Origin of the sequence: Azospirillum sp. TSH100 (genome assembly GCF_004923295.1) — a bacterium.
Classification (GTDB): Bacteria; Pseudomonadota; Alphaproteobacteria; order Azospirillales; family Azospirillaceae; genus Azospirillum.
Map to the genome: position 1 here is coordinate 2,472,363 of NZ_CP039634.1, position 26,616 is coordinate 2,498,978.

The window sequence follows — 26,616 nt, forward strand, 5'->3', positions numbered from 1 at the left end:
CGCTCACGCGCAAACTTCGTTTGCGCGTGAGCGGGGGGGAGAAGGGGATTTGGCAGGTGAGTTGTTACTGCCCCAGCACCAGTTCGCCATGGCGCTCGCAGCCGGCCTCGGCCAATTCGACGAAGCGCTCGGTCACGTCGTCGGGCTGGGCGACCTTCGTCGGATCCTCGCCGGGGAAGGCCTGGGTGCGCAGCTTGCTGGCGACCACGCCGGGGTCGAGCAGGTTGACGCGCAGGGTCGAGCCGGCGACCTCCAGCGCGTAGGTCTTCACGATCATCTCCAGCGCCGCCTTGCTGGCGCCGTAGGGCATCCAGTAATGGTGCGGCGCCTTGGCGGCGGCCGATGTCACGAAGATGGCGCGGCCGGTGCCGGACGCGCGCAGCAGCGGATCCATCGAGCGGATCAGGCGGTAGTTGGCCGTCACGTTCAGGTCCATCACCCGCGACCACAGCTTCGGATCGTACTGGGCGACCGGACCCAGCGCCTCCAGCGCGCCGGCATTGCCGACGACCACGTCCAGCTTGCCGAAGCGCTGGTAGAGCGCATGGCCGAGCTGGTCGATCTTGTCGTAGTCGCGCATGTCCATCGGCACCAGGGTCGCCGACTGGCCGGAGATCTTCTGGATGGCGTCGTCGGTCTCCTCCAGCCCGCCGACGGTGCGGGCGACCAGAACCAGATGGGCGCCTTCGGCGGCGAACCGCTTGGCGACGGCGGCGCCGATGCCGCGCGAGGCGCCGGTGACGAGAGCGATGCGGCCGGAGAGACGGGACATGGGGACGACTCGTTTCCTGGGATTATTGTTCGTTCACATATGAAAATCCCTCCCCCGTGCTCTCGGGGGAGGGATGATGGTCAGGCGCGGACCGGGACGTTCGCCTCGGCTGGCGGATGTTCCAGCGCGTCGGTCAGCGGGATCGGGTAATCGCCGGTGAAGCAGGCGTCGCAGTAGCCGAGCTTGGCCGGGTCGCGCTTCTCCTCGCCCATGGCGCGGTAGAGGCCGTCGAGCGAGATGAAGGCGAGGCTGTCGGCCTGGATGAAGTCGCGCATCTGCTCCACCGTCATGCGGTGGGCCAGCAGCTTGCCCTGCTCCGGCGTGTCGATGCCGTAGAAGCAGGGGTGCGAGGTCGGCGGGCTGGAGATGCGCATGTGCACCTCCTTGGCCCCGGCGGCGCGCACCATCTCGACGATCTTCTTGGACGTGGTGCCGCGGACGATCGAATCGTCCACCAGCACGACGCGCTTGCCCTCGATCATCGCGCGGTTGGCGTTGTGCTTCAGCTTCACGCCGAGATGGCGGATCTGGTCGGTCGGCTCGATGAAGGTGCGGCCGACATAATGGTTGCGGATGATGCCGAGGTCGAAGGGCACGCCGGCCTCCTGGGCGTAGCCCAGCGCCGCGGGCACGCCGCTGTCGGGAACCGGAACGATCACGTCGGCGGGAACGCCGGCCTCGCGGGCCAGCTCACGGCCGATGCGCTGGCGCGCCTGGTAGACGGAGGTACCCTCCATCACGCTGTCGGGACGGGCGAAGTAGATGTATTCAAAGATGCACAGGCGGCGCTGCTGCGGCTGGAACGGGCGCAGGCTGTGGACGCCGTCGCCGTCGATGACGATCATCTCGCCCGGCTCGACGTCGCGGACATAGTCGGCGCCGACGATGTCGAAGGCGCAGGTCTCGCTGGCCAGGAGGTAGGTGTCGCCCAGCTTGCCCAGCACCAGCGGACGGACGCCGAGCGCGTCGCGCACACCGATGACCTTGTTGGAGGTCAGCGCCACCAGGGAGAAGGCGCCCTCGACCTGCCGAACCGCCTCGATCAGGCGATCGACCGGCGAGCCGCCCCGGGCGGTCGCCATCAGATGGACGATCACCTCGGTGTCGGTGGAGGACTGGAACAGGCAGCCGCGGCGGACCAGCTGGCGGCGCAGCACCTGCGCGTTGGTCAGGTTGCCGTTGTGGGCCAGCGCGAAGCCGCCGAACTCGAAGTCGGCGTAGAGCGGCTGGACGTTGCGGATCGAGGTGTCGCCGGTGGTGGCGTAGCGCACATGGCCGATGGCGCTGCCGCCCTTCAGCTTGGCGATGATCGCCTCGGAGCTGAAATGGTCGCCGACCAGGCCCAGCGTGTGCTGGAGGTGGAAGCGGCCGCCGTCGAAGCTGACGATGCCCGCCGCCTCCTGCCCGCGGTGCTGCAGGGCATGCAGGCCCAGCGCCGTGATGGCGCCCGCCTGCGGGTTGCCGTAGATGCCGAACACGCCGCACTCTTCGCGCAGCTTGTCGTCGTCGAACGGATGCGTCGTCAGCATCACCAGAAGTCCTTCGTCCAAGAGGCGCCGTCGGCGCGCGTCAGCACATGCAACGAAAAAACAGCCCACAAACGTCGATAGCGCCGAAACCGAGCGGTCAAGCTCAGCGGGCGTTGTTCTGCATCAGCCTTTCAAGATCGGCGCGATCGCGGTCCTTATAACCGGTATCGGGCGCCTGCGCACCCCCGGTCTTCGCGGGGCTGGGCACCGGCGTCGACAGGCGGTCGAGCGCCTGCTTGGCCTCCATCGCCTGTTTCGCCCGCTCGCGCGCCATGTCCATCTGGCCGAGACCTTCCTTGCGCAGATTTTCCGGCACGAAGGCATAGAGCGTCTCCGCCCCCATCGCCAGGAAGGGCCGGGTCTTCGCCTGTTGCAGCCACACCGGCTGTTCGGCCTGGTTCGGCACCAGCCACAGGAAGAACAGGTAGGCGATGGAAACCAGGATGCCACCCTTCACCAGCCCGAAGGCGAAGCCGAGCGTGCGGTCGAGCGCCGACAGGGCGGATGCCTGCACCCCGCGCGACAGGCTGCGGCCCAGGAGCGACAGCACGATCAGGGCGACGATGAAGACGCCCACCGCCGAGGCGGCGTAGGCCAGCATCTCGAAGCGGATGTAGATCTGCGCGTAGGGCAGGACATGGGGCAGCGCGTAGAGCGTGATGATCGCGGCGCCGGCCCAGGCGGCGACCGACACCAGTTCGGCGACGAGGCCCCGGCTGAAAGCGAGCAGTGCGGCGAGAAGCAGCACGGCGATGACGACGGCGTCCACCGGATTGACGGGAAGGTTGTCCATGACCCTGTGCCGATTGCTGTACCGATTGATGGGATGCGGTCAGATATATTCGTCATCGCGCCAACGGCGCGTGTCGTTGTCGTCATGAGGACGCCGCGACGGCGGCCGGCCGGAGGAGCCCTGCGCCTGGAACAGCGGCATCAGCTCGCCCAGTTGCTGGAGTTCGACCGTCTTCAGCCCCCCCGTCCTTGACCAGCTGTCGCCGCGGCTGCCCTTCCTGCCGGTGCGCCGCGCCGGGAAGATGGCGGAGGAGAAGCCGAGCTTCGCCGCCTCCTTCAGCCTCGTGTCGCTCTGGCCGACGGCGCGGACCTCGCCCGACAGGCCGATCTCGCCGAACACCACCGCGTCGGCCGGCACCGGCTCCCCGGTCAGGGAGGAGACCAGCGCGGCGGCGACGGCGAGGTCGGCGGCGGGTTCGGTGATACGCAGGCCGCCGGCCACATTCAGATAGACGTCGTTGGCACCGATCTGCACGCCGCAACGCGCCTCCAGAACCGCCAACACCATGGCGAGGCGGGCGGAGTCCCAGCCGACCACGGCACGGCGCGGCGTGCCGAGCGGCGACGGGGCGACCAGCGCCTGGACCTCGACCAGCACGGGGCGGGTGCCCTCCATCCCGGCGAAGACGGCCGCACCCGACACGTCGCCGCGCCGTTCGGCCAGGAACAGGGCGGACGGGTTGGCAACCTCGCCAAGGCCGGCGTCGCCCATCTCGAACACGCCGATCTCGTCGGTCGGGCCGAAACGGTTCTTCACCGCACGCAGGATGCGGAACTGGTGGCCGCGCTCGCCTTCGAAATAGAGGACGGTGTCCACCATGTGCTCCAGCACGCGGGGGCCGGCGATCATGCCTTCCTTGGTGACATGGCCGACCAGAAGCAGCACGACGCCGCGCCGCTTGGCGACGCGGATCAGCTCCTGCGCGCTGGCGCGGACCTGGGCGACGGTGCCGGGGGCGCTGTCCAGATTGTCCATATACATGGTCTGGATCGAATCGATGACGATCACCTCCGGACCCTTGGCGTCGTCGAGCGAGGCGACGATGTCGCGCACGCTGGTGGCAGAGGCGAGGTCAACCGGGGCGGTGGCGCAGCCCAGCCGCTGGGCGCGCAGGCGGACCTGGTCGACCGCCTCCTCGCCCGAGACATAGGCGCAGCGATGGTCCTGCGACAGCCGGGCCATCGCCTGGAGCAGAAGGGTCGATTTGCCGATGCCGGGGTCGCCGCCGATCAGGATGGCCGAACCGGGAACCAGTCCGCCGCCGCAGACGCGGTCGAATTCGGCGATGCCGGTCATCCGGCGCGGCGGCGCCTCGCTGGAGCCATGCAGGCCGACGAAGTCGATGCGGCGGCCACGGGCGGCGCCCAGCCCCTTCGGCGCGCTGTCCGGCGCCGCCTCCTCGACGAGGCTGTTCCATTCGCCGCAGGCGTCGCACTTGCCCGCCCATTTCGGGAAGGAGGCGCCGCAGGCCTGACAGACATATCGGGTGGTGGGCTTCGCCAAAGGTCTGGTAGTCCGATGGGGGTAAGGCCCGCCACATATAGCAAGCCGTTCCGCCGAATCCTATGCTTGCAGGGGTGGAATGCAGGGGCTTTTTTCAGACCCTCGGCGTGATAGGTTGCTGGCGGTTTGCGAACCGACGAGACGATCTTGAGGAAGAGTCCCCTCTCCCCCCGGGGAGAGGGTTAGGGTGAGGGGGTCGCGCGGCGGCCCTCCGACAAGAATTCAGCATGTGCATCCCCCTCACCCCGCCCCTCTCCCCGGGGGGAAGAGGGGGAGGATTACTTGAAAAGAGGATTTACGTGACGGATGACGGTTTGATGGACAAGGAAGGCAAGCGGATCGTGCTGCACGGTCCGGAGGAGTTCGCGGCGCTGCGCAAGTCCTGCCGGCTGGCGGCCGAGACGCTGGATTACATCACGCCCTTCGTGGTGCCGGGCGTCAGCACCGGCCGACTCGACAAGCTGATCGAGGAGTTCCAGCGCGACCGCGGCGGCATTCCGGCGACGCTGGGCTATCACGGCTATCCGGCGTGCAGCTGCATCTCGCCCAACCACGTCGTCAACCACGGCATCCCCAGCGACGACAAGAAGCTGATCGAGGGCGACATCGTCAACATCGACGTCACCGTGATCCTCGACGGCTGGTACGGCGACAGCAGCCGCATGTATTTCGTCGGCGAGAAGGTCGGGGTGAAGGCGCGCAAGCTGGTCGACCTGACCTGGCGCTGCATGATGGCCGGCATCGCCCAGGCGAAGCCCGGCAACCATCTGGGCGACATCGGCCACGCCATCCAGACGATGGCGGAGGCGGCGCGCTGCTCGGTCGTCCGCGACTTCGGCGGGCACGGCATCGGCAAGGTCTTCCACGACGCGCCCCATGTCGACCATTTCGGCAAGCCCGGCACCGGCGTGGAACTGCGCCCCGGCATGGTCTTCACGGTGGAGCCGATGATCAACGCCGGCCGCCACGAGGTGAAGATCCTGTCCGACGGCTGGACCACGGTCACCCGCGACCGCTCGTTGTCGGCCCAGTTCGAGCACCAGATCGGCATCACCGAGGACGGCTGCGAGATCTTCACCCTCTCGCCCGCCGGCTACACCCAACCTCCTTACGGGAACGCCGCATGAGCGACGAACAAAAGCCTTGGGAGGTGCTGGGCAGCCGCGATCTGCTCGACGCCAGCCCCTATCTGAAGGTGCGGGCGGAGACGGTGCGGCTGCCCGACGGACGGACGGTGGAGAATTTCTACCAGCTCGACCAGCCCGACTATGCGCTGATGTATGTCGAGACCGGGGACGGCAAGGTGGTGATGCTGCGTACCTACAAGCACGGGCCGCGCCGCGTCAGCCTGACCTTCCCCGCCGGTGCCATTGAGCCCGGCGAGGAGCCGCTGGCCGCTGCAAAGCGCGAGCTGCTGGAGGAAACCGGCTATGCCGCCGACGACTGGACGGCGCTGGGCGGCTTCGTCGTCGGGGCGAACGCCAAGGGCAGCACCTGCCACATGTTCCACGCCAAGGGCGCCCGCAAGGTGGCGGAGCCCGACAATGGTGATCTGGAGGACATGCGGATCGAGCTGCACAGCGCCCGCGAGCTGATCGACGCGGCGGCACGCGGCGACTATGCGGTGCTGCCGGTGATCGCCATGCTGGGGGCGATGCTGCTGCCGGACCTGCGCGAGGGGCTGGGCATGGCGGCGCGGACGCGGTCGGTGTAAAAAGGCGGAGCGACCTTTCACCGACCGGGAGGACGGCCATGGCCCTGCGCAAACAGCGCCGGATGACGCTGGACGAATTCCTCGACTGGGAGGAGCGGCAGGACGTCCGCCACGAGTTCCTCCAGGGCGAGATCGTTGCCATGGTCGGCGGGACGGTTGCCCACAACCAGATCGCCGGCAACGTCTACGCCGCCCTGCGCGGCGAACTGCGGGGGTCGCCCTGCCGGGTGTTCCAGGAGACGATGCGCATCCGGGCCGACGAGTCGGTGTTCTATCCGGACGTCTTTGTCACCTGCGCCATGCTGGACGATCGCGACCGGATGGCAACGGAACCGACGCTGATCGTCGAGGTGCTGTCGGACAGCACGTCGAGCTACGACCACACCACCAAGAGCGCCGCCTACCGTACCCTGCCCTCGCTGACCCAATATGTGCTGATCCACCAGCGGGTGGCGGTGGTGGAGAGCTTCCGCCGGGCCGGCGACGGCTGGACGCACGAGCTGCTGTCGGGCCGAGACGGCGTGCTGGCGATCCCGGCGCTGGAGGTGGGGCTGCCGCTGGCCACCATTTATGAGGACACGCGGGTGTCCTTCGACCTGACCATCCTGACGGGCGAGAGCGACGATGCCTGAACACGCCCCAACCGCCGAAGCCGAGCATCTGATCGAACTGCTGGGGTTGCAGCCGCATCCGGAGGGTGGCTGTTACGCCGAGACCTACCGCGCGCCGGGGGATGGCGGGCGTGGGGCGGTGACGGCGATCTATTTCCTGCTGCGGGCGGGGGAGCGGTCGCACTGGCACACCGTCGATGCCGTGGAAATCTGGCTCTGGCACGGCGGGGCGCCGCTGGAGCTGTCGATTTACGAGGATGGCGGGACGGTCGAGCGCCACCGGCTGGGGATGGACATCGCGGGCGGCGAGCGGCCGCAGGCGGTGGTGCCGGTCGGGGCGTGGCAGGCGGCGCGGACCCTGGCCGAAGGGCCGGACGGCTGGTCGCTGGTGAGCTGTACCGTGGCGCCGGCCTTCGAGTTCGCCGGATTCAAGATGGCGCCGGAGGGGTGGGAGCCGGAGTTGAGGTAACACTGGTTTGCCGAAGCGCGCCGCCAAGGGGCATGCTGCCCCTTGGCAATCCCCTGGTACAGGCTTATCGCCCGTTCTACCCCCTCACCCTGCCCCTTTCCCCGGAGGGGAGAGGGACTCAAAGGGGAAGAAGGGATATCAGGATCAATCCTCGGCGTACGGATTCTTGCCCTTGCGCAGAAGCAGGCGCACCGGCACGCCGGGCATGTCGAAGCTGTCGCGCAGATGCGTGGTCAGATAGCGCTGGTAGCTTTCCGGCAAATCCAACGGCTTGTTCACGAACAGGGCAAAGGTCGGCGGGCGGGTCTTCACCTGGGTGACATAGCGGATCTTCACCCGGCGGCCTTCGACCAGGGGCGGCGGATGATGCTCCAGAACGCCCTCGATCCAACGGTTCAGCTGGGCGGTCGGGATGCGGCGGTTCCAGACGGTGTAGGTCTCCAGCACGCCGTCCAGCAGCGTGTCGAGCTTGTGGCCCTTCAGCGCCGAGATGGTGACGACCTTCACGCCCTTGATATAGCCGAGTGCCGCCTGGAGCTTGTCCTCGACCTGACGCAGCGCCATTGCGCGGTCGTCGACGGTGTCCCACTTGTTGACGGCGATCACCAGGGCGCGGCCCTCGGAGATCACCAGCCGGGCGATGGTCAGATCCTGCTTGTCGAGGATGGCGGCGGCATCGACCACCAGCACCACGACATTCGCCATGCGGATGACGCGCAGGCTGTCGGCGACCGCCAGCTTCTCCACCTTCTCGTCGACGCGGGCGCGGCGGCGCATGCCGGCGGTGTCGACCAGCTTGAAGCGGCGGTCGCGCCACTCCCAATCGACCGTGATGGCGTCGCGGGTCATGCCGGCTTCGGGGCCGGTCAGCACGCGCTCCTCACCCAGCAGGCTGTTCAACAGGGTCGACTTGCCGACATTGGGGCGGCCGACGATGGCGATCTGGATCGGCTTGCTGCGGTCCTCCTCCGGCTCCGGCTGGTCACCGACCGGGATGGAGGGATCGAAAGTGTCGTCCTTCTCCTCGACCTCGCCGGCATCTTCCGGGGGGGCGTAGGGCAGCAGCGCCTCGACCAGATCGGCCATGCCCTCGCCATGTTCGGCGGACAGCGGGATCGGGTCGCCCAGGCCGAGTTCATAGGACTCGAACATGCCGGGCGTGCCGGCCTTGCCTTCGGTCTTGTTGGCGACCAGCAGGACCGGGGTCTTGCCCCGGCGCAGCAGGTTGGCGAAATGGCGGTCCAGCGGCGTGATGCCGGCGCGGGCGTCGATGATGAACAGCGCCACGTCGGCACGGGCGAGCGCCTGCTCGGTCTGGCGGCGCATCCGCGCCTCCAGGCTGTCGTCGGTCACGTCCTCAAGACCGGCGGTATCGACCACCGTGAAGGACAGGCCGCCGACATGGGCCGGGGCCGAGCGCCAGTCACGGGTGACGCCCGGCGTATCGTCCACCAGGGCCAGCTTCTTGCCGGCCAGACGGTTGAAGAGAGTCGATTTGCCGACATTCGGCCGACCGACGAGGACCACGGTGAACGACATGGGGCCAAAGGCCTTTCACAACAGACGGAGGAAATCCGCGATCAGCGGAACGCGACCAGCGTTCCGTTGTCGCACAGCACATAGAGAGTGTTGTTGGCAACGACCGGAGACAAGTAGGAACCGGTGGGCAGCGAGCGGGTCACCTCGACCTTCCCGTCGGACGGTGACAGGCCGAGCAGCTGGCCGTTGGAGCCGGTGACCCACAGGCGGCTGCCCGCCATCACCGGGCCGGACCAGACGATGGGGCCGGACTTGTCCTCCGGATCGGTGAAGCGGGCGAGCGGCGCCACCCAGCGGACCTTGCCGTTCTGGCGGGCCACCGCGACCACTTCCTGGTCGTTGGTGACGGTGAACAGGTAATCGCCGGCCAGCCAGGGGGTCTGGACGCCGCCGATCTCCGTTTCCCAGATGCGGGCGCCGATTCGCTCGTCGATCGCAACCATGCGGCCGGAATGGCCGATGGCATAGACGGCGCCGCGATCGACCACCGACAGGCCGCGGATGTCGGCCAGATTGCTCAAGGCGCCGGTGCGGCGGATGTTGGCGAGGCTGTCCTGCCAGGCGACGCGGCCGTTTTCCGGACGCAGGCCGAACAGTTCGCCGGAGGAATAGGGCGAGACGACCAGCGTGCCGGTGGCGGCCGGGCTGGCGGCGCCGAGCAGGCCGGCGGTCTCCAGGATGCCCTGCTGCGACCACTGCACCGCGCCGTCGTCGGTGGACAGGGCGATGGTCTGGTTGTCCAGGGTGATCACCAGCACGCGGCCGCCGGAAACCGTCGGGGCGCCGCGAACCGGGCCGGCGATGCGCTTGCGCCACAGGATCTTGCCGCTGCCGGCATCGAGCGACAGCACCTCGGCGAAGCCGGTGGCGGCATAGACACGGCCGTCGGCATAGGCGACGCCGCCGCCGGTGGCGCCGCCGCGCTCGTTCTCCGGACGGGTGTCGATGCGCCACAGCGACTGGCCGCTGCGCTCGTTGAGCGCGGTGACGTGCGAGTCGGCATCCATGGCGAAGATGCGGCCGTCGGCGATCACCGGCGTGCCGAGCAGCGCGCGCGAGCTGCTGGACCCGGCGCCGATGTCGGCGCGCCACGCGTCGGACGGGCTGGCCGACAAGGCGAGGTTGCCCAGCACATGCTCCGGCGTGCCGCCCGGCTGCGCCCACGTCGCGTTGGCGACGGCCGGCGGCACGGTGACGGCGGTGGCGGCGAGCTGGGCATCCGGCTCCACCTTGCGCTCGCGCTGGAGGACGGCGACGCGCTTGCCCGGCAGGGGCGGTTCGGGCGTCTTGCCGAACCAGCCGTCGATGGTGTCGCAGCCGGCGAGCAGGACAGCCAGCAGCGATGCGGACAGCAGCGCCGCGCGGCGGATCGAACCGGTCATCGCGGTCTTCCCGTTCTTGTTCGTCATGACCCTGGGTCAGCCCTTGCCGTAGAGGGAAGCGAGATCGGCGGCGCGGCCGCGCACGCCCGACGGCGCTTGCTGGTCATCCGCCAGTTGCTTGTAGAGCGTGCGCGCCTTCTCGGTATCGCCGACGCGGGCAGCCAGCATCGCCGTCAGCTCGCGCGCCGAAAAGCGCCAGGGGCTGGTGTCGGCGGTCAGCGGCTGCAGCTTCGCGGTCAGCTGGGCCGGGTCGCCGCCTTCGGCGCGCTGCATCACCGCCAGCAGGGTGGCGAGGTCGCGGTATTGGGCAGGGACCGAGGCGTTGCCGGCGATGCCGTCATAGACGGTCGCGGCATCAGCAGCCTTGCCCTGCTGGGTCATCAGCGCCGCGGCGTTGAACTGGGCGATCGCGGCGAGGCTGGGATCGGCGGAGCCGGCGAAGGCGGCCAGCGCATCGATTCCCTTCTCGGGACCCTGGGCGCTCTGCGAGATGGCGGTGACGAGGGCGGCGGTCTGCGCTTGCGTCTTCTGCGCCTGCCAATGGCGCCAGAAGCTGTAGCCGCCGGTGCCGGCAACGACCAGGACGGCCGCGGCGATCATGGCGCCGCCATACTTCTTGAACAGGTGCTCCGCGCGGTCCCGGCGCAGATCCTCGTCGACTTCGCGGAAAATATCGCTCATGGCGCTGCGGTGGCGTCCCTGCGGTGGCGGCTTCGCGCACGGCCCGGATGGCGGCGCGGGTCAGGCGGAACCCTGCCGGCCGGAAAGCCGGACGGATGATTCCACAAGATCAAGAGGGGCGGATAGCATCGGGCAACCCGCGCGGTCAAGAGGCTGGCTGTTTTTGGGGGTGCAAGCCCCCCTCTCCCGCCCCGGGAGAGGGCTTTCGCTCGCCCCGAAAAGAAAATGGGCCGCGGAGGCGATCCCCTGCGGCCCAGTTCCGCGATCCGACGTGCCCCGGATCGAGTCTTCTGTATCGTTACGCCGACATGGCGGCGGCGGCGATGACCGCCTGGGTGCGGTTCTTCACGCCCAGCGACTTGAAGATGGCGGTGACGTGGATCTTCACCGTGCCTTCCGACAGGCCCAGTTCATAGGCGATCTGCTTGTTCGACTTGCCCAGCCGCAGGCATTCAAGAACCTCGCGCTGACGCTGGGTCAGCCCGTAGCCGGCGTTGCGGTCGGAGATGTCGACGGTGCGGCGGCGGGGGGCGGCGTCCATGCTGGCGGTCAGGGCACCCGGCGGCAGGTAGATGCCGCCCGAGAACACGAGGTTCAGGGCGCCCATCATCACCTTCACGCTGCTCGACTTCGGGATGTAGCCGGTGGCGCCATGGTCGAGCGCGCCGCGGATGTCGCCCAGCGCTTCCGACGCGGAGATCACCACCACCGGCACGCCCGGCTGCAGGGCCTGGATCTCGCGCAGGCCGTCGAAGCCCGGCCAGTTCGGCATATGCAGATCCATCAGGATGATGTCGAAGGTGCCGCCGGCACGGCACTGGTCGAGCACCTCGTCGAAGGTTCCGGCCTCGACGAAGCCGGCGTCGCCCTGCAACTGTTCAAGCAGACGCCGCAGGCCTTCGCGGAACAGCAGATGGTCGTCCCCGATCAGAATCTTCATGGTCCCCGTCATCCTTGCTCGCCGGCCCTTGGCGGTGCCGTCCGCTTTGCGGACGACCACCCGTCAGGGCTGTTGTCGATCTTGCCCGGTGCGCCCCCGCGGCACCCGGATCACCGATTTCCCGCCGCCTGGGCGGCTTTATACTGAGGCCGCCCGAGCGGCCTGCTGGCCTATTGGTCTGGCTGGCCCACCCTGCATCGGCCGGAAGGCTGTCTGCCGTTGTGGGCCTGTCCTTCTCTCCTGTTGAGTATCTGATACCACGATCGGAAGGGGCCCTGTATCCCGACAAGGGCCATAGGTCATTCGAAGCCGGCTTCTCCCTTCGAGGCACCGTTCGTCATGCCACCGGCAAGAAACGCCTCCGCCTAAGGTCATAGATTCTTCTGCGTCCGCGAATAGAGTGATCGCGCGGACCAATCGGATTGCTTGGAACCGAACGGGTTCATTCAAAAAGAGACCGGTTGTCTCCATTAGCGACAGGAATTTTTCTGGAACCTTGCCATCTTTGCGGCGTTCGTCAGGAAGAAAGGCGGCCAATCCCGATTCGGGCGCGAAAGAGAGAGGGAGAAAGCCGTTTCGAGACCGAAAGGATAGTCCTGAAGGATGCCTGTACCAACGCGCATTCCCGTGTGACCCGGCCAGCACACATCATTCCATAGGTGTTACCGTTTCGAAACCTGAGGCGACCAACAAGGAGACGGAAAGCGATCTTGGCTGATCATCCATCGCCTGATTTACGCCGGGCGCCGATCATTTCTAAATCACGCGGTGCGAGCAGGACTCCCCCATCCCCTGACCGGGAGGGAGGCTGCGGTCCACAGGGCAATATTTCCCATCCCCGCGATATTCACCAACGACGTGCCCCAATCCATGACGTGCCTGGGCCAACCGGCCGGTTCCTCCTCAACCCCCAGACGCAGGCGGCGATGCCCCCAGCCGGGCCGGCCGTGGATGCCTCCTCCAGACAGAGCTGACCCATGCACACACACCATGAGTACGCCCATGAGAAAGCATCTCACCAGACCCGCAACGCGGTGACTCCCATGCATGTCTGCCTGATCCTCGACAACAACGCGCTGACCGAGAACGTGGTGCAGCAGCTCGACCGCGGCGGCCGCCACCGGGTCACGGTTCTGCACGACATCGGGGAACTGACGCAGAGCGCGCTGACGCCGGATGCGATCCTGATCGGGCTGCAACAGTTCACCGCCCTGCGCGAGAACGAACCGATGGTCTATCTGCGGCTGTCGCGCCGCTCGCGGATCGTCGTCGTGCTGTCGTCGCGCGAGCTGCTGGACGCCGCCCATATCCTGGCCTTCGCCGACGCCTGGGTGTTCGAGGACCTGAACGTCGACCGCATCAACGAGCTGCTCGACCTGGGGCTGGAAGGCCATTGCCTGATGCCCAAGCAATTCCTGTCGCGGCTGGGCGTCGACGAAATCCGGCTGACGCTGCTGCCGCGCCTGTCGGACCCGGAGTTCGAGACGCTGCGCCTGCTGGGCGAAGGCATGAACAACCGGACCATCGCCAACGCGCTGGACCTGTCGGAAGCGGTCATCAAGTCGATGGTGCGCAGCGTGCTGTCCAAGCTGCATTTCCGCAACCGCACGGAGGCCGGCGTCTTCGCCGCCCGGCAGCAGGGCGCCCTGGAACCGGCGCGGACCGGCATGACCCCGCCGCATGTCCATGCCGCCGTCCGCCGGGCCGGGGCCTGACCCGGCCGAACGGGAACCGGATCAGGCCGTCAGGCGGCGACCGGCCATCGCCTCTTCAAAACGGTCGAAGCGGGCGTCGAAGGCCGGCCGGTCGATCTCGGCCAGCCGGAAGCGGACGCGCACCACCCCCTCCTCTCGGTTCAAAAGCTCGAAGGGCAAGGCGACGCCCAGGCCGTCGAACAGGAGGGTGCCGCGGGCGCCGACCCTGTCGGCCTCGCCCAGCGCCGCGCCGTGGCGCGATATGTCCAGCAGCCGCACCGTCACGCGGCCCTCCGGCCCCTCCACCGTACAGGGCGCCTCGACGCGGTAGCGCGGCACGCTGCGGCGGTCGACGTCCTCGGTCGCCGTGCGCACGGCGCGGACCAGCACATGCATCAGCTCGTCGATGCTGTGGGTCACCTCCGACGCGCCGGCGCGCAGCTCGTCGGCCCGCTCCTCCGTCACCTGGGCCTCGCGCGACACCTCGTCGATGCGGGTCGACACGTCGGTGGCCGCACCGGCGGTCTGGGCGACGTTGCGCGAGATCTCCTGGGTCGCCGACGCCTGCTGCTCCACCGCGGCGGCGACCGTGCCGGAAATGGCGTCGATCTCGCCGATGGTGCGGCTGATGTCGCGCACCTCCGCCACGCTGCGGGCGGTGACGGTCTGGATCTCCGCGATCAGGCGCGAAATCTCCTCGGTCGAGCGCGAGGTCTGGTTGGCAAGGTTCTTCACCTCCCCCGCCACCACGGCGAAGCCCTTGCCGGCCTCCCCTGCCCGCGCCGCTTCGATGGTGGCGTTCAACGCCAGCAGGTTGGTTTGCGCTGCGATGCCCTGGATCAGCTCGGCCACGTCGCCGATGCGGCTGACCGCCGAGGACAGCGATTCGATGGTGCTCTCGGTCCGGTTGCTGGCGGCGACGGCGGCGCGGGTGACGCCAGCGGCATGGCCGACCTGATTGCCGATCTCCTCGATGGAGGCGGAAAGCTGCTCGGCGGCCGAGGCCACCGCCTGGGCATTGCTGAGCGCCTGGGCCGCGGCGGCGGCGACGTTCTGGGCGTTGGAGCCGACCAGCCCGGCCGATTTCGCCATGGCGCCGGCGTTGCGGTCCATGTCCTGCGTGCGGGCGGCCACCCGTTCGACGGCGCCCCGGCTTTCCTGCTCCACGGTGTCGGCCATCGATTGCAGGGCCTTGCGCTTCTGCGCCTCGCCCTGGATGCGCTGATGCTCCTGCTCGGCGCGCAGGCGCTCCGCCTCGGCCATGCCATCGCGGAAGACCAGCACGGAGCGCGACATGGCGCCGATCTCGTCGAGCCGGTTGGCGCCCGCCACGTTGGCGGTCAGGTCGCCCGACGACAGCGCGGTCATCACATGGCTGAGCTGGCCCAGCGGACGCAGCAGCCGGCGCGACACCAGATAGCCGGGAACGGCAAGCACGACGGCGCACAGCACCACCAGCATGGTGGCGAAGCGCATGCTGTCGTCGAAGGTCTTGAACACCTCCGCCTTCTTGATGCCGACATAGAGGATGCCGATGGTGTTGCCCGACGCATCCTTGATCGGGTCATAGGCTGCGTAATAGGGCTCGCCCAGGATCTCGACCATGCCGCGGAAGGGGGTGCCGCGGCGCAGCACCGAGTCATAGGCCGGTCCCTGCGCCAGCGTGGTGCCGACCGCACGGCTGCCGTCTGCGGTGGTGACGTTGGTGGCGATGCGGCGGTCGCCCAGGAACAGGGTGGCGGTGCCCCCGGTGATGCGCTTGATCTTGTCGACCACCAGATTGTTGTCGTTCATCACGACGCCGTCCAGCAACAGCTTCCCATCGGCGACGGAGAAGCGGCCGCCGCGCTCCTGCAGCGACGACCAGGCGATGTCCATGCTGAGACGCTGCATCTCGATCGCCTGCCGTTCCAGATCGCGGACGATCACCTGACCGATCGCGAAGAGGATCGCGGTGCTGAGAACCAGCATGCCGAAGAGGTTCAACAGGGTGACCTTCGTGGAAATCGAAAGCCGGCCGACGAAGGAGCGCAGGGCGTCCATGGGTGCCATCCACCAGAGAAACATGTTGCAGATGCGAGATCACTGTCGCGCCGCACTATGCCATCCTGGTTTAGACTGCATTCATTTAAAATACTCACGACCCCTGCGGCAACTTGTCGCCTTACGATCGCCGCATCATTCAACCCTGAAGGGATGTTTTTGAATGACTTTATGATGGCAAGTTCGTTTGATTCTTTCACATCGACTTGTCAGAAAAGACGCGCCCCATCCGGCACGGCCTGATCCGGCCCGACCAGCACCACGGCGCCCTCGGCGTCGGGCAGCCCCAGGCACAGAACCTCGCTGGTGAAGGGACCGATGCGCTTGGGCGGGAAGTTCACCACCGCCAGCACCTGACGGCCGACCAGCGCGTCGGCGGCATAGTGGCCGGTGATCTGGGCGGAGCTGCGCTTTGTGCCGATCTCGCCACCGAAATCGATGGTCAGCTTGTAGGCCGGCTTGCGCGCTTCCGGGAAGGCTTCGACGGCGCGGATGGTGCCGACGCGGATGTCGACCTTGGCGAAATCGTCGTAGGAGATGGTCATGACCGATCCGATGCGGTTCTTGCGGGCGGCGCCAGGGTAGCGCGGCGGAGCGGGCATCGGAACCGGGAAGAGCGGCCGGTCACCGCAAACGGAAAAAGGGGCCGCCGGATGGCGACCCCTCTCTTCAACTCTTCCGGCGGACCGGAGAGGATCAGGCCTTCGCCTTGGCGATGGCGGCCTTGACCTCGTCCAGGCTGTCCGACACGCGCTTGGTCAGGATCTCGGCGGCCTCGGTGTTCGACTTGGCGATCATCTCGCTCAGCTCGCGGATGTTCGACAGCGACTTCTCGAAGGCGGCCTTGACCAGATCGGCCTGCTTGGCGGCCTTCTCTTCCGGGGTGCCGGCGGCCGTCAGTTCACCGACGGCGCGGTTCACGTCCTCGGCGACGGTGCGCAGCACCTCGGCCTGACGGCGGACGATGGCCTGGAAGCCCTCGAAGGCGAGCTGGTTGGCGGCGGTCACCGCCTCGATGTTGCGACGCTGGCTGGCGATGATGGACTCGACGTCCACACCCGGAACCTTCAGGTCGCCCATCAGCTTGGACGGATCGAATTCGAGGAAGGGGTTACCGCTGATCTTGGCCATGTTTCTCATCCCAGCATCGGTGTTTGCTGCCCGCATCGAAATCCGGGCATGTTGCGTCGCAACATTACAGAAGCCGACTATGCAGAGTGCCGAAAAGTTAGTCAATCCGGTTTTTTGCGCCGCAGCATAACCTTGACGGGAAAAACCGCCGGCCGCGGAACGCCTGCACGTCGCTAAATGCCTGATGCCATGGACTCTGTTCCCGACGACCTGCCGAGCGGACCGCGCCGCCGGGTCCAGCGGCAGAAGGTCGCGCCCCAGCGCTCCGCCCCGCGCAACGCGTTGTCCAGCGCCGCCATGGTGCGTGACAGATCCTCGGTGTCGTCGTTCAGGAACACCCGCATCACCCGGGCATGCACGGCGCCGAGGCCGGCGACCAGAGCCGCGCCGCCGCGCTGGTCGGGATCGATGCCGGCGGCGCGCAGCATCCAGGCCATGGAGCGGCCGAAGGCGCAGGAAAAGCCCAGCGCACCGGCCGGATCAGCCGGCAGATCGCGCACCACCGACCGCAGGCCGTCGCGGAAGGGGCGCAGCGCATCGAAGCGGCGCATCATCACGTCGAACAGCCGGTCGCGCGCCGATTCGCTGGGGTCGATGGGCGTGCTGCCGGCCAGGACGGTGGCGTCGGCGACGCGCGATACCGCCGCCAGCAGCCCGGCGCGCCCGCGATAGCGGTGATGGAAACGCGACAGCGGAATGCCGGCCCGCTGCGCGACCTCCAGCAGACCGACATTGCGCCAGCCCTTCTCGGCCGCCAGCCCCATCGCCGCCGCCGCGACGGCGCGGTCGAGGGAGTCGGGGTCCGCCGGATCAACTGTTGGGTCGGAGCGGAAGCTGTTGTCTTCAGGCTTGTCGGACGACATGTCGGACATTGCACCACCTCCAGGCGACAGGGATCGCCTGATAAGGTGGTGTGCGCAGTGGCGAACGTCACCCGTCCAACCGTGCAATCATCCCTTGCGGACGGTCTCCACCCGGCCGCCGGTCATGCTGACCAGATCGGCGGGGGTGAGGCGGAAGACGGCATTGGGGGTGCCGGCGGCGGCCCAGATGGTCTCCAGCCGCAGCAGGTCGTCGTCGATCAGCACCAGAGGCGGGACGGCGTGGCCGATGGGCGGGACACCGCCGATGGCAAAGCCGGTCGCATCGCGAACGAACTCCGGGTCGGCCCGCTCGATCTTCTCGCCGATCAGACGGCCGACCGCCTTCTCGTCCACCCGATTGGCGCCGCTGGCGACGACCAGCACCGGGCGGCCGCTCTCCCTGGTGCGGAAGATCAGCGACTTGGCGATCTGCGCCACGTCGCAGCCGATGGCGGTGGCGGCATCCTCCGACGTGCGGGTGCTGCCTTCATGCTCCACCACGCGGTGGCCGAGGCCGATGTCGTCCAGCAGGGCCTGGACGCGGGCGGCGGAGGGGCTGAGCGCCGTCATGCTGCGCGTCCCGCCCCCGTCAGCCGGCCAACTCGCGCGAGCGCCGGGCGGCGGCGGCGATGGCGGCGGTCATCACCGGCTGCATGCCCTCCGGCGCCATCAGCACCTCAAGCGCCGCCTGGGTGGTGCCGTTGGGGCTGGTCACCGCCTTGCGCAGGTCGGCGGCCTGCTGCTGCGGCGAGGCGTCGAGGAGCGCGCCGGCACCGGACACGGTGGCGCGGGCCAGCCGCATCGCCAGATCGGCGGGCAGGCCGGCGGCCTCGCCAGCCTTGGCCATCGCCTCCACCAGGAAGAACACGTAAGCCGGGCCGCTGCCCGACACGGCGGTGACGGGATCGAGCAGCCCCTCGTCCTCCACCCAGGCGACGTCGCCGACGGCGCGCAGCAGGCGGTCGGACAGGTCGCGCTGGCCGGCGCTGACGCGGGCGTTGGGCACGGCGACGGTCATGCCGCGGCCGATGGCGGCCGGGGTGTTTGGCATCGAGCGCACGACGACCGCCCCCTCGCCCAGCAGCCGCTCGAAATAGGCGATGGTCTTGCCGGCGGCGATCGACAGGAAGACGGTGCCGGGACGGACCAGGGCGCGGTAGGACGGCAGCGCCTCCTCCATCACCTGGGGCTTCACCGCCAGCACGATCACGTCGGGGACAAAGCCGTCCGGCAGGGCGTCGGCACCGGAGGCCAGCGTGACGCGGGCGTCGCTCGCCACCGATTGCGGCAGGCCGGCGCGGTCGACCACCACGACGCGGGACGCGATCCCGGCGGCGAGCCAGCCGTCCAGCATCGCCCCGCCCATCTTCCCGCAACCGACCAGCAGCAGCGACGCACCCGATTCCACCGTCATGACCGTGACCTTCCCCACTATCCTGGCCCCTTCGCCCTGGCTTCTTGTGTCTTACGCTTCGCCCATGGTGTCGAGAATGGCGGCGGACACCGCCTCCGACGCCGACTTGCCGCCCCAGATCACGAACTGGAAGGCGGGATAGAAGCGTTCGCACTCCGACAGGGCGATCTCCACCAGATCCTCCAACTGCTCCACCGCGGCGCCGCGCGAGCCGCGCAGCAGCATGGTCTGGCGGAACATCGGCGTATGCTCTTCCGAACAGACATCGAAATGGCCGAGCCACATGCGGCCGTTGACCTCGGCCAGCAGCTCGGCGACGGCGGTGCGGCGGGCGGCCTGGACCTTCATGTCGAACTGGCAGGAGAACTGCATCGCGCTGACATCCGGCTGCCAGACGAAATAGAGCCGGTAATCGCACCAACGCCCGCCGATCTCGACGACCAGCTCGTCCTCGGTGGCGCGGTCGAAGGGCCATTCGTTGGCGGTGACGATCTCCTCGACCACGTCGAGCGGATTGTGGGCGGAAGTGGTGGTCTCTACGGCAACTGCCGACATGTCCGCGTCCTCCTGGAAGGCGCTATGGGCGGTACCGTTCCCCCGGACCGAAGAGACGCGCCGGTGACAGCACGCGGTCCGGGCCAATACCCCAAGATGATGAAAAAACGGGCTGAACTGTGGGCGGGCCTGCCGCCGACGCACACCCGTCCGGCCGGGGAGAGCGGCATGGACGGGTACGACGGGAGGGAACGTCGGGTGTGTGCGGCGGCGCCGAAGCTCAAGCGGCTGGGCTCAGGCAGCCGGGTTGGCCGTGTCTTCCGGCTTGCCGGGGCCGGTTTCGGCCACCGCCGGGACGCCGGCGGGCTCGACCACGACCGGCAGCGGCGCCTTGGCGGCGCTCAGCGATGCGACGGTCGCCTCCAGTGCGGCCAGCCGCTCGGCCATCACCTCCTGCTCCTCGCGGGCCTTGGCGGCCATGGCGCGGACAGCCTCGTATTCCTCGCGGCTGACGACGTCCATCCGCGACAGAATACGTTCGAGCTGGGCACGGAGCTGACCTTCGGCCTCTTCGCGCAAGGACGAGAAGGCGCCGAGCGCGCCACCCGCCACACGGGCGAGATCGTCCAAAATCCTGTTGTCCACCTGCATCGCTCTGACTTCCGGTTACCGTTCGTTCATTATGGACGCCGCGCGCGGCGACTTCAACGCCCTTGGCCGTGTGGACAGGGCGTCATTTCGCAGGTGCGGCGGTGAAGCGGTCGCGCAGGGCCTTCAGGTCCAGCGTCTGGGTCGGGGCGGCCCAGGGGCCGGCCATGCGCAGGGTCAGCGGCGGCAGGTCGCCGTCGGCCTTCACCTTCAGGGTCAAGGCCAGATCAACCTGCTCGTCGGCCAGCGAGACGCTGCCGGCCAGTGTGCCGTCGGCCGGCGCCGTGGTGAGGCGGGCGTCCTCGGTGCGAATCACCCCGTTGTCGATGGCGAAGCGGGCGTCGAGCCGGTCCAGCTTCGTCTCCCCGCCCTGGAGGGCGCCGGCGACGGCGGCCAGCACCTCCTGCGTGCGCTCCACCCCGGCGAGGCGGCCGCGCAGAGCGGCAAGGTCGATACCGCGCAGCACGCCGCCGGACGCCACCGCCCGGCCGCGGCCGGTCAGGCTGCGCAGCAGGGCATCGCCATGGCCGCTGCCCGACAGGGTCACGTCGAGGTCGAGGCTGCCGCCGCCAAGGCCGAGGCCGGAGAGGCCGGACAGGGCGTTGCCCATGTCGGCCTTGATGACGGTGAGATCGGCGTCGAGCCTCGGGGCCTGCCCAGCCCCCTGCCCCGGTGCAGTGGCGAGACGGCCGCTGAGCCCGATCTGGCCGCCCTGCCATTCGCCGTCCAGCTGCTCCAGCGTCGCGACGCCCTTGGACAGGGTGGCGCGGAGCGCCGGCTGGGCGATGCGCTGCCCCCCGACCGTCAGCGAGGTGGAGGTCAGGCCGAGCCGGCCATCCAGCGACTGCATCCAGGCGAGATCCGACAGCGGGTCGGCCGGCGCCGCGGCGGCGGGGTCCGCGGCGGTCGCGCCGGGGCGGGCGGCGCCGTCGCCGACCAACGGGGCATTGCGCAGACGGTCGAGGTCGAGGTCGCCGGTCTGGATGTCGGCCTGGAAGGCCGGGCGTTCCGCCTTGCGGTCCAGCACCAGCTTGCCGCGCAGGGGGATTCCGGCGACCAGGCCCTGGAGGTTGTTCAGGGCGGGCGACGCGGCATTGCCGGACAACTCGCCATAAAGGTCGAGCGGACCATAGGCGCGGGCCAGCCCGGTGTCGGTGAACAGGGCGGCGAGGCGCCCCATCTCCGGATGGGTGACGCGCAGCTTCAGGTCGGCGCTGGGCGTGCGGTCCAGCCCGATCAGGGCGCCGCCGGCCTCCAACGTGCCGCCGAGCATGGCGGCCGAGGCCTCGACCGCCAGCCGCTCGCCGTCGCCGGCCAGCCGCGCCTTGGCGCTGACCGCACCCAGCCGTTCCGGCACCGGCAGTCCGCGCGGCCAGGAAACGGCGCTGGGCAGACCGCCGAGCGACTTGGCTTCGGCCGTCAGGGCGAGGTTGACGCCGCGCAGCGGGATCAGGCCGGCGATCTGGCCGTCGATGCGGGCCTGGAGGCCGGCGACATCGTCGACCTTGGCCTCGCGCACCGTCAGCGCCCCGGAGGCGACGGTGGCGTCGAGGTGAAGCCCCTGCACCGGCAGCCCGCCCACCGTCAGCTGACCGACCCGCAGGTCGAGATTGGCGTCGGCAAGGCCGAGCATGCGCTGCGGCGCCGGGGCGGCGTCGGCGGAGCCGGAGCCATTGCGCGGCCCGATGGCGCGGGTCGCCGGCTGGGGAGCGGGCTGGGCCGCAGATTGGGGAGCCGCTTGGGCTGGAGCGGCTTCGGCCGGCAGGTAGCCGTCCAGATTCAGGCGGTCGAGTTCCAGCCGGGCGCCAAAGGCGGGACGGCCCCGGTCGACATAGGCGACGGCGCCGCTGAGACGGCTGCTGTCGAAGCGGAAATCCAACCCGGACAGTTCAAAACGGTCGGCGTGGCCCTGAAGACGGCCGGACAGCGAGGCGCGGCGCAGCCGGTCGGCGGGGATGCCGCGCAGATCCAGCTTCGCCCAGTCCAGCAGAGCGCGCAGGTTGTCGGCGTTCGCCTCCATCCGCACGTCCAGCGTCGGCTGGCCGCCCGGCGTCGTCACCTCGCCCGCCGCCACGAAGTCGGAGCCGCCGGGCAGCAGCGCGCTGACCCGGTCGATGTTCAGCCGGCCACCGGACAGGCTGGCCTCGATCCGGCCCTGACGCACCACGCCGCGGTTGTAGGCGATGGCGTCGACGGCGACGTCCAGCTTCGCCTCCACCCCGGTCGGCAACACGAAGGACGGGCCGGAAGCCTTGCCGCCGCCGGCGGCGACCGCGTCACCCGCCGGTCCGGCGGAAGCCGCATTGCCAGCGGCGGCGGCGGTCCGCGCACCCTGGGCCATCCAGGCGTCGAGGTCGAGGCGGTTGACGGCGAGGGTCAGTTCGGTGCGCGGCTCCTCGCGCTTGGCCGGGTCGCCGGCGCGCAGCGTGGCGTTGCCGGTGGCGCGGGTGTCGCCCAGCTGCGCTTCCAGGCCGGTGAAGGTGGCGAGGCTGGTGCCCGCCTCCACCGTCGAGCGCAGGCTGAAGGGCTGGGCGAGCGCCGCCGGAGCCCAGGAGAATTTGGAGGCGTCGACCAGCTTGGCAAAATCGCCGCCCTCGGCGCGCAGGTCGCCCTGGACCTTCGATCCGCTCCCGCTGCCGCCGCCCCCGGTCAGGATGCCTGCGAAACGCAGGGTGGCATCGGTGTGGGGCATCGACAGGGTGGCGCGCACCGGCACCGCCGCCCCCTCGGTGAAGCGGCCGGCCGTCGCCTCGCCATGCAGGGACAGGCCGCGCAGGCGGAAGTCGCCCTGGATCTGGAAGGGGCCGTTCAGGCTGCCGGCGGCGATGCGGGCGCCCAGCCCCTCCACCGTCTCGGTCCGGCCGTTGCGGTCGTCGCGGTAGATGACGGTGCCGTTGTCGATCAGCACCTGATCGAAGCTGACGGCGGAGACCAGCCCTTCGGCCGCCCCCAGCCCGTCGCCGCCGCGGGTGCCGGCGGTGGACAGGTCCCAGTTGATGCGGCCGTCCTTCAGCACCTCCACCACGAAGGTCGGCTCGACCAGCGCGATGCTCTCCACCTGGATGCGGCCGCCCAGCAGCGGGCCGAGCGCCACGCGGGCGTCCAGCTTCTTCAGCCGCACCATGTCGGGTTCGGCCGCCCCCGCGGCATTGGCGAGCCGGGCGTCGCGCACCGTCAGCGCCGGCGACGGCAGCAGGGTGAAGCCGACGTCGCCCCGCAACTCCACCTGCCGGCCGGTCGCCTGCGACACCCGCTCGGCGATGGCGCCCTTGTAGGCGTTCCAGTCGATGAGGCTCGGCGCCGCCAACAGCAGGCCGGCCGATACCGCCAGTCCGGCCAGTGCAGCGATCAGGATCTTCTTCACCGGGTTTCCGCCTTCCCTGCGACCGGCCCCGTCGTCGGCCGCGCCCCTTTGCCACGTCTAAACAAAGACTCGTTCCCCCACCCGCCGCACCGTCCGCTTCCGGTGCGCACCGTCCTTCGGTAAGCTAGCGCCCGCAGAAGAAACAAGCAATTTGGGCAATCCCACGGCCAAGTCGGAGCCAGCCCGATTTTTTCGTGATTTTTTTCCGTCCCGCCACCGGCCGGAATCGGCCGCGCGGCGCCCGAACCCCCTGAAATCAGCCATCGGAGACCGTGCCATGGGCGACGTGGTCAACCTCAACCGTTTCCGCAAGACCCGCGACAAGGCGGAGCGCGCCAGGGAAGCGGAGGCGAATCGGGCCCGATTCGGCCGCACCAAGGCGGAGAAGGAACGCGACCGCAAGGAGGCGGAGCGGAAAACTCAGACTTTGGACGGGCACAGGCTGGACGGGGAGGACTGACCGGCTGGGCCGAAGGGACGGCAAAGACCAAGCTGGCAGCTGGGAATAACCTCTGCGTTTTTGTTACTATTGGATATGCCGATAGTTCCCTATTGCGACTATCGGCGCGACTGTGGGACAGTGCCGGTCATGGGCGCCGGCGGGCGCTTTCCTTGGCTGATGGGGAGGGCCGTCATCATGGTCGACATGACGTCGTTTCGCGGTTCGGTGCAGACGCCTCAGACGCAAACCCCCAACTGGCTGCCGGCAATCCGCACGGTCGAGATGGACCGTCCCTGGGTCTGGCTCGCCTCGGCCTGGCAGGATATGATGGCGGCGCCCGGCATCAGCTTCGCCTATGGCGCGCTGGCGGTGATCTCCAGCTTCACCCTGCTGGTCGGGCTGGCGATGCTGGACATGGAATATCTGCTGCTGCCGATGGCGGCGGGCTTCATGCTGGTCGGTCCGCTGTTCGCCGTCGGGCTGTATGAGACGAGCCGCCTGCTGGAGCTGGGGGAACGGCCGACCTTCGGCAAGGTGGTCGCCGCCTACCGCCGCAACGGCGTGCAGATCGCGGGAATCGGCATGGTGCTGATGCTGGCGCTGCTGGCCTGGATCCGCGTCGCCTTCCTGATCTTCGCCCTGTTCTTCTCCGGCGAGCCGCCCGCGCTGGACCAGCTGGTCGACCGCATCTTCTTCTCGGCGGAGACCATTCCGTTCCTGCTGACCGGGACGGTGTTCGGCGGCATCATCGCGACGGCGGTGTTCTCCATCGCCGCGGTGTCGGTGCCGATGCTGCTGGACCGCGAGACCGACGTCTTCACCGCCATGGCGACCAGCATCGCGGTGGTGCGCGCCAACATCAAGCCGATGATCGCCTGGGGTTTCCTGATCGCCCTGTTCATGAGCGCCGGGATGGTCACCGGCTTCCTCGGTCTGGCGATCGCCCTGCCGGTGGTCGGTCATGCCTCCTGGCACTGCTACCGCGATCTGGTCGGGCGGTGAGTTGGGACAGGCGCCCTCTCCACAAGCGAACGAAGCCCCTCTCCCCCTGCGGAAGAGGGGCTTCTTTTTTCACCCCTTCTTGAAGAAGGCCTCGGCCGCCGATTTCTGCGCCTGCTTGGCGGCGATGGCGGCACGGGCGCGGGTGATTTCCGCCTCCAGCGTGGCGATGTAGGCCTCGATCTCGGCCACGCCCATCACGGTGAGATCCTTGGGCGCCGGCTTGGCCTTGCGCGGCTCCAGATCCTCGAAACGATCGTCGATGGCCATTGTCCGGTTCCCTCCCCTGCCGTGTCTTCGGCTTCTGGTCCGGCTTGTCAGGCCGGTCGGGCAAATCTACCTTTCGGGCCGGACATTGCCAAACAGACAAAACCGAAGGGACGACCGCCATGGGCCTGAGCCTGCCCGACAGCATGCGTTGCGTCGAGATCACCCAGCCCGGAGGGCCGGAGGTGCTGCGCCCGACAAACCGCCCGGTCCCGGTGCCCGGCCCCGGCGAGATTCTGGTCAAGGTCGCCGCCGCCGGGGTGAACCGCCCCGACACGCTGCAACGCCAGGGCCGCTACGACCCGCCGCCGGGCGCGTCGGACCTGCCGGGGCTGGAACTGTCCGGCACGGTGGTCGCCATCGGCGAGGGCGTGGAGAACCGGGCCAGCGGCGACAGGGTCTGCGCCCTGGTGGCCGGCGGCGGCTATGCCGACTATTGCGTGGTGCCGGCGGTGCAGGCCCTGCCCGTCCCCGCCCCGCTGTCGATGGTCGAGGCGGCGGCGGTGCCGGAGACCTTCTTCACCGTCTGGACCAACGTGTTCGAGCGCGGCGCCCTGAAGCGCGGCGAGACCCTGCTGATCCATGGCGGGTCGAGCGGCATCGGCACCACGGCGATCCAGCTGGCCAAGGCCTTCGGCGCCACGGTGTTCACCACCGCCGGCAGCGACGACAAGTGCCGCGCCTGCGAGGATCTCGGCGCCGACCGCGCCATCAATTACCGGACCGAGGATTTCGTCGCGGTGATCCGCGAGGCGACCGGCGGGCGCGGCGTCGACGTGGTGCTGGACATGGTCGGCGGCGATTACATCGCCCGCGACATCGACATCATGGCGGTCGACGGCCGCCACGTCTCGATCGCCTTCCTCCAGGGGGCGAAGGTATCGCTGAACATGGCGCCGGTGATGACCAAGCGGCTGACCCTGACCGGATCGACGCTGCGCGCCCGGCCGGTGGCGGAGAAGGGCCGCATCGCCACCGCGCTGCGCGAGCATGTGTGGCCGCTGCTGGAGTCCGGCGGCATCAAGCCGCAGATCCACAGCTGCTTCCCGCTGGAACAGGCGGACGAGGCGCACCGGCTGATGGAAAGCAGCGCGCATATCGGCAAGATCGTGCTGACGGTCGGGCCGGATGCGGCCTGATTTTGCGCTTTTCTTCGTCGAATCGGTGCCGTCGGGCTTGCCATAAGCAGGCAAGACAGGTTAGCAGAGGCGAGCGGGCGGCCGGGATTTCCCGGTGCGCCTGCGCAAGCATGCTTACGCGGACCGGTATTCGCCCTATATCGTGGTGACGAGAAAGGGGCGGCCGCCACGGGGATCTCCCTGG

At 68.8% G+C, this 26,616-nt stretch carries 26 protein-coding genes; 8 read left to right on the plus strand and 18 right to left on the minus strand.

Going from position 1 to position 26,616, the window contains the following annotated elements; translation table 11 throughout:
* Positions 1-64: 64 nt before the first annotated feature.
* The 4 genes from E6C72_RS11710 to radA all read right to left on the minus strand — a co-directional run bounded on the left by E6C72_RS11710 (position 65) and on the right by radA (position 4,597).
* A complete protein-coding gene (locus E6C72_RS11710; RefSeq protein ID WP_109442633.1) occupies positions 65-772 on the minus strand; it encodes an SDR family NAD(P)-dependent oxidoreductase in 708 nt (235 codons plus the stop codon).
* Between the two features lie 80 nt (positions 773-852).
* Positions 853-2,301 carry an amidophosphoribosyltransferase gene (purF, locus tag E6C72_RS11715; RefSeq protein WP_109442634.1) on the minus strand — a complete coding sequence of 483 codons (1,449 nt, stop codon included), beginning with the start codon at positions 2,299-2,301 and terminating at the stop codon, positions 853-855.
* 103 nt (positions 2,302-2,404) lie between these two features.
* Positions 2,405-3,094, minus strand: a complete 690-nt coding sequence (locus tag E6C72_RS11720) for a CvpA family protein (RefSeq protein ID WP_109442635.1) — start codon at positions 3,092-3,094, stop codon at positions 2,405-2,407.
* A 39-nt stretch (positions 3,095-3,133) separates the two neighbouring features.
* Positions 3,134-4,597 (minus strand): DNA repair protein RadA, encoded by a 1,464-nt coding sequence (gene radA / locus E6C72_RS11725; RefSeq protein ID WP_109442636.1) that lies wholly within the window; start codon positions 4,595-4,597, stop codon positions 3,134-3,136.
* Positions 4,598-4,914: 317 nt separating this feature from the next.
* On the opposite strand from radA, the gene map reads away from it, so the two are divergent.
* From map to E6C72_RS11750, 4 genes are read left to right on the plus strand one after another with little or no spacing between them, the layout of a single operon-like run.
* The gene (gene map, locus E6C72_RS11735) at positions 4,915-5,724 is read left to right on the plus strand and encodes a type I methionyl aminopeptidase (protein WP_109442637.1); all 810 of its coding nucleotides are present in this window, start codon (positions 4,915-4,917) and stop codon (positions 5,722-5,724) included.
* Positions 5,721-6,311 (plus strand): NUDIX hydrolase, encoded by a 591-nt coding sequence (locus E6C72_RS11740; RefSeq protein ID WP_109442638.1) that lies wholly within the window; start codon positions 5,721-5,723, stop codon positions 6,309-6,311. Before map ends, E6C72_RS11740 begins: the two co-directional genes overlap by 4 nt.
* Positions 6,312-6,349: 38 nt before the next feature.
* On the plus strand, positions 6,350-6,943 hold the full coding sequence (locus E6C72_RS11745; RefSeq protein WP_109442639.1) for a Uma2 family endonuclease: 594 nt from the start codon (positions 6,350-6,352) through the stop codon (positions 6,941-6,943).
* Complete coding sequence (locus tag E6C72_RS11750) at positions 6,936-7,391, plus strand: cupin domain-containing protein (protein ID WP_109442640.1); 456 nt, start codon at positions 6,936-6,938, stop codon at positions 7,389-7,391. The genes E6C72_RS11745 and E6C72_RS11750 overlap by 8 nt, the downstream gene beginning before the upstream one ends.
* Before the next feature lie 144 nt (positions 7,392-7,535).
* Here the strand turns inward: E6C72_RS11750 and der are convergent, their stop codons facing one another.
* The 4 genes from der to E6C72_RS11770 form a co-directional block, all read right to left on the minus strand.
* Positions 7,536-8,930, minus strand: coding sequence for a ribosome biogenesis GTPase Der (gene der, locus E6C72_RS11755; protein ID WP_109442641.1), 1,395 nt, complete (start codon positions 8,928-8,930; stop codon positions 7,536-7,538).
* A 41-nt stretch (positions 8,931-8,971) separates the two neighbouring features.
* A complete protein-coding gene (locus E6C72_RS11760; RefSeq protein ID WP_109442642.1) occupies positions 8,972-10,339 on the minus strand; it encodes a PQQ-binding-like beta-propeller repeat protein in 1,368 nt (455 codons plus the stop codon).
* A gap of 9 nt (positions 10,340-10,348) precedes the next feature.
* A complete protein-coding gene (locus E6C72_RS11765) occupies positions 10,349-10,993 on the minus strand; it encodes a tetratricopeptide repeat protein (protein WP_109442643.1) in 645 nt (214 codons plus the stop codon).
* Positions 10,994-11,291: 298 nt separating this feature from the next.
* On the minus strand, positions 11,292-11,933 hold the full coding sequence (locus tag E6C72_RS11770; RefSeq protein ID WP_109442644.1) for a response regulator transcription factor: 642 nt from the start codon (positions 11,931-11,933) through the stop codon (positions 11,292-11,294).
* Positions 11,934-12,910: 977 nt separating this feature from the next.
* On the opposite strand from E6C72_RS11770, the gene E6C72_RS11775 reads away from it, so the two are divergent.
* Positions 12,911-13,648, plus strand: coding sequence for a LuxR C-terminal-related transcriptional regulator (locus tag E6C72_RS11775; RefSeq protein WP_247875896.1), 738 nt, complete (start codon positions 12,911-12,913; stop codon positions 13,646-13,648).
* 21 nt (positions 13,649-13,669) lie between these two features.
* On the opposite strand, the gene E6C72_RS11780 is transcribed toward E6C72_RS11775, so the two are convergent.
* From E6C72_RS11780 to E6C72_RS11820, 9 genes are all read right to left on the minus strand, one after another.
* A complete protein-coding gene (locus E6C72_RS11780; RefSeq protein WP_109442646.1) occupies positions 13,670-15,670 on the minus strand; it encodes a methyl-accepting chemotaxis protein in 2,001 nt (666 codons plus the stop codon).
* A 209-nt stretch (positions 15,671-15,879) separates the two neighbouring features.
* Positions 15,880-16,215: a tRNA-binding protein gene (locus E6C72_RS11785; protein ID WP_109442698.1), complete on the minus strand. Its 336-nt coding sequence runs from the start codon at positions 16,213-16,215 to the stop codon at positions 15,880-15,882.
* 151 nt (positions 16,216-16,366) lie between these two features.
* Positions 16,367-16,801: a phasin family protein gene (locus E6C72_RS11790; RefSeq protein ID WP_109096805.1), complete on the minus strand. Its 435-nt coding sequence runs from the start codon at positions 16,799-16,801 to the stop codon at positions 16,367-16,369.
* 173 nt (positions 16,802-16,974) lie between these two features.
* A complete protein-coding gene (locus E6C72_RS11795) occupies positions 16,975-17,673 on the minus strand; it encodes a TetR family transcriptional regulator (RefSeq protein ID WP_109442647.1) in 699 nt (232 codons plus the stop codon).
* Positions 17,674-17,751: 78 nt separating this feature from the next.
* Complete coding sequence (locus E6C72_RS11800; RefSeq protein ID WP_109442648.1) at positions 17,752-18,234, minus strand: YbaK/EbsC family protein; 483 nt, start codon at positions 18,232-18,234, stop codon at positions 17,752-17,754.
* Positions 18,235-18,253: 19 nt separating this feature from the next.
* A complete protein-coding gene (gene proC / locus E6C72_RS11805) occupies positions 18,254-19,078 on the minus strand; it encodes a pyrroline-5-carboxylate reductase (RefSeq protein WP_109442649.1) in 825 nt (274 codons plus the stop codon).
* Positions 19,079-19,129: 51 nt separating this feature from the next.
* Positions 19,130-19,633, minus strand: a complete 504-nt coding sequence (locus tag E6C72_RS11810) for a YbjN domain-containing protein (RefSeq protein ID WP_085089634.1) — start codon at positions 19,631-19,633, stop codon at positions 19,130-19,132.
* Between the two features lie 234 nt (positions 19,634-19,867).
* The gene (locus E6C72_RS11815) at positions 19,868-20,224 is read right to left on the minus strand and encodes an accessory factor UbiK family protein (RefSeq protein ID WP_109442650.1); all 357 of its coding nucleotides are present in this window, start codon (positions 20,222-20,224) and stop codon (positions 19,868-19,870) included.
* Positions 20,225-20,306: 82 nt separating this feature from the next.
* The gene (locus E6C72_RS11820; RefSeq protein WP_109442651.1) at positions 20,307-23,585 is read right to left on the minus strand and encodes an AsmA family protein; all 3,279 of its coding nucleotides are present in this window, start codon (positions 23,583-23,585) and stop codon (positions 20,307-20,309) included.
* 277 nt (positions 23,586-23,862) lie between these two features.
* Between E6C72_RS11820 and E6C72_RS11825 the strand changes: the two genes are divergently transcribed.
* Together E6C72_RS11825 and E6C72_RS11830 are read left to right on the plus strand one after the other, a co-directional pair.
* Positions 23,863-24,045 carry a DUF4169 family protein gene (locus E6C72_RS11825; protein WP_109442652.1) on the plus strand — a complete coding sequence of 61 codons (183 nt, stop codon included), beginning with the start codon at positions 23,863-23,865 and terminating at the stop codon, positions 24,043-24,045.
* A 177-nt stretch (positions 24,046-24,222) separates the two neighbouring features.
* The gene (locus tag E6C72_RS11830; protein ID WP_109442699.1) at positions 24,223-25,029 is read left to right on the plus strand and encodes a DUF2189 domain-containing protein; all 807 of its coding nucleotides are present in this window, start codon (positions 24,223-24,225) and stop codon (positions 25,027-25,029) included.
* Between the two features lie 69 nt (positions 25,030-25,098).
* Here E6C72_RS11830 and E6C72_RS11835 read toward each other — a convergent pair whose 3' ends face one another.
* Positions 25,099-25,296 carry a DUF1192 family protein gene (locus E6C72_RS11835; RefSeq protein WP_109442653.1) on the minus strand — a complete coding sequence of 66 codons (198 nt, stop codon included), beginning with the start codon at positions 25,294-25,296 and terminating at the stop codon, positions 25,099-25,101.
* Positions 25,297-25,415: 119 nt separating this feature from the next.
* Here E6C72_RS11835 and E6C72_RS11840 point away from each other — a divergent pair, with 119 nt between their 5' ends.
* Positions 25,416-26,432, plus strand: a complete 1,017-nt coding sequence (locus E6C72_RS11840; protein ID WP_109442654.1) for an NAD(P)H-quinone oxidoreductase — start codon at positions 25,416-25,418, stop codon at positions 26,430-26,432.
* The last annotated feature ends 184 nt before the right edge of the window (positions 26,433-26,616 follow it).

Bases quoted from the DNA above. Each gene is read 5' to 3' on its own strand.
- E6C72_RS11710 (WP_109442633.1), bottom strand. From the start codon at position 772: ATGTCCCGTCTCTCCGGCCGCATCGCTCTCGTCACCGGCGCCTCGCGC.
- purF (WP_109442634.1), bottom strand. From the start codon at position 2,301: ATGCTGACGACGCATCCGTTCGACGACGACAAGCTGCGCGAAGAGTGC.
- E6C72_RS11720 (WP_109442635.1), bottom strand. From the start codon at position 3,094: ATGGACAACCTTCCCGTCAATCCGGTGGACGCCGTCGTCATCGCCGTG.
- map (WP_109442637.1), top strand. From the start codon at position 4,915: ATGGACAAGGAAGGCAAGCGGATCGTGCTGCACGGTCCGGAGGAGTTC.
- E6C72_RS11740 (WP_109442638.1), top strand. From the start codon at position 5,721: ATGAGCGACGAACAAAAGCCTTGGGAGGTGCTGGGCAGCCGCGATCTG.
- E6C72_RS11745 (WP_109442639.1), top strand. From the start codon at position 6,350: ATGGCCCTGCGCAAACAGCGCCGGATGACGCTGGACGAATTCCTCGAC.
- E6C72_RS11750 (WP_109442640.1), top strand. From the start codon at position 6,936: ATGCCTGAACACGCCCCAACCGCCGAAGCCGAGCATCTGATCGAACTG.
- der (WP_109442641.1), bottom strand. From the start codon at position 8,930: ATGTCGTTCACCGTGGTCCTCGTCGGTCGGCCGAATGTCGGCAAATCG.
- E6C72_RS11760 (WP_109442642.1), bottom strand. From the start codon at position 10,339: ATGACGAACAAGAACGGGAAGACCGCGATGACCGGTTCGATCCGCCGC.
- E6C72_RS11765 (WP_109442643.1), bottom strand. From the start codon at position 10,993: ATGAGCGATATTTTCCGCGAAGTCGACGAGGATCTGCGCCGGGACCGC.
- E6C72_RS11770 (WP_109442644.1), bottom strand. From the start codon at position 11,933: ATGAAGATTCTGATCGGGGACGACCATCTGCTGTTCCGCGAAGGCCTG.
- E6C72_RS11775 (WP_247875896.1), top strand. From the start codon at position 12,911: ATGCACACACACCATGAGTACGCCCATGAGAAAGCATCTCACCAGACC.
- E6C72_RS11780 (WP_109442646.1), bottom strand. From the start codon at position 15,670: ATGGACGCCCTGCGCTCCTTCGTCGGCCGGCTTTCGATTTCCACGAAG.
- E6C72_RS11785 (WP_109442698.1), bottom strand. From the start codon at position 16,215: ATGACCATCTCCTACGACGATTTCGCCAAGGTCGACATCCGCGTCGGC.
- E6C72_RS11790 (WP_109096805.1), bottom strand. From the start codon at position 16,801: ATGGCCAAGATCAGCGGTAACCCCTTCCTCGAATTCGATCCGTCCAAG.
- E6C72_RS11795 (WP_109442647.1), bottom strand. From the start codon at position 17,673: ATGTCCGACATGTCGTCCGACAAGCCTGAAGACAACAGCTTCCGCTCC.
- E6C72_RS11800 (WP_109442648.1), bottom strand. From the start codon at position 18,234: ATGACGGCGCTCAGCCCCTCCGCCGCCCGCGTCCAGGCCCTGCTGGAC.
- proC (WP_109442649.1), bottom strand. From the start codon at position 19,078: ATGACGGTGGAATCGGGTGCGTCGCTGCTGCTGGTCGGTTGCGGGAAG.
- E6C72_RS11810 (WP_085089634.1), bottom strand. From the start codon at position 19,633: ATGTCGGCAGTTGCCGTAGAGACCACCACTTCCGCCCACAATCCGCTC.
- E6C72_RS11815 (WP_109442650.1), bottom strand. From the start codon at position 20,224: ATGCAGGTGGACAACAGGATTTTGGACGATCTCGCCCGTGTGGCGGGT.
- E6C72_RS11825 (WP_109442652.1), top strand. From the start codon at position 23,863: ATGGGCGACGTGGTCAACCTCAACCGTTTCCGCAAGACCCGCGACAAG.
- E6C72_RS11830 (WP_109442699.1), top strand. From the start codon at position 24,223: ATGGTCGACATGACGTCGTTTCGCGGTTCGGTGCAGACGCCTCAGACG.
- E6C72_RS11835 (WP_109442653.1), bottom strand. From the start codon at position 25,296: ATGGCCATCGACGATCGTTTCGAGGATCTGGAGCCGCGCAAGGCCAAG.
- E6C72_RS11840 (WP_109442654.1), top strand. From the start codon at position 25,416: ATGGGCCTGAGCCTGCCCGACAGCATGCGTTGCGTCGAGATCACCCAG.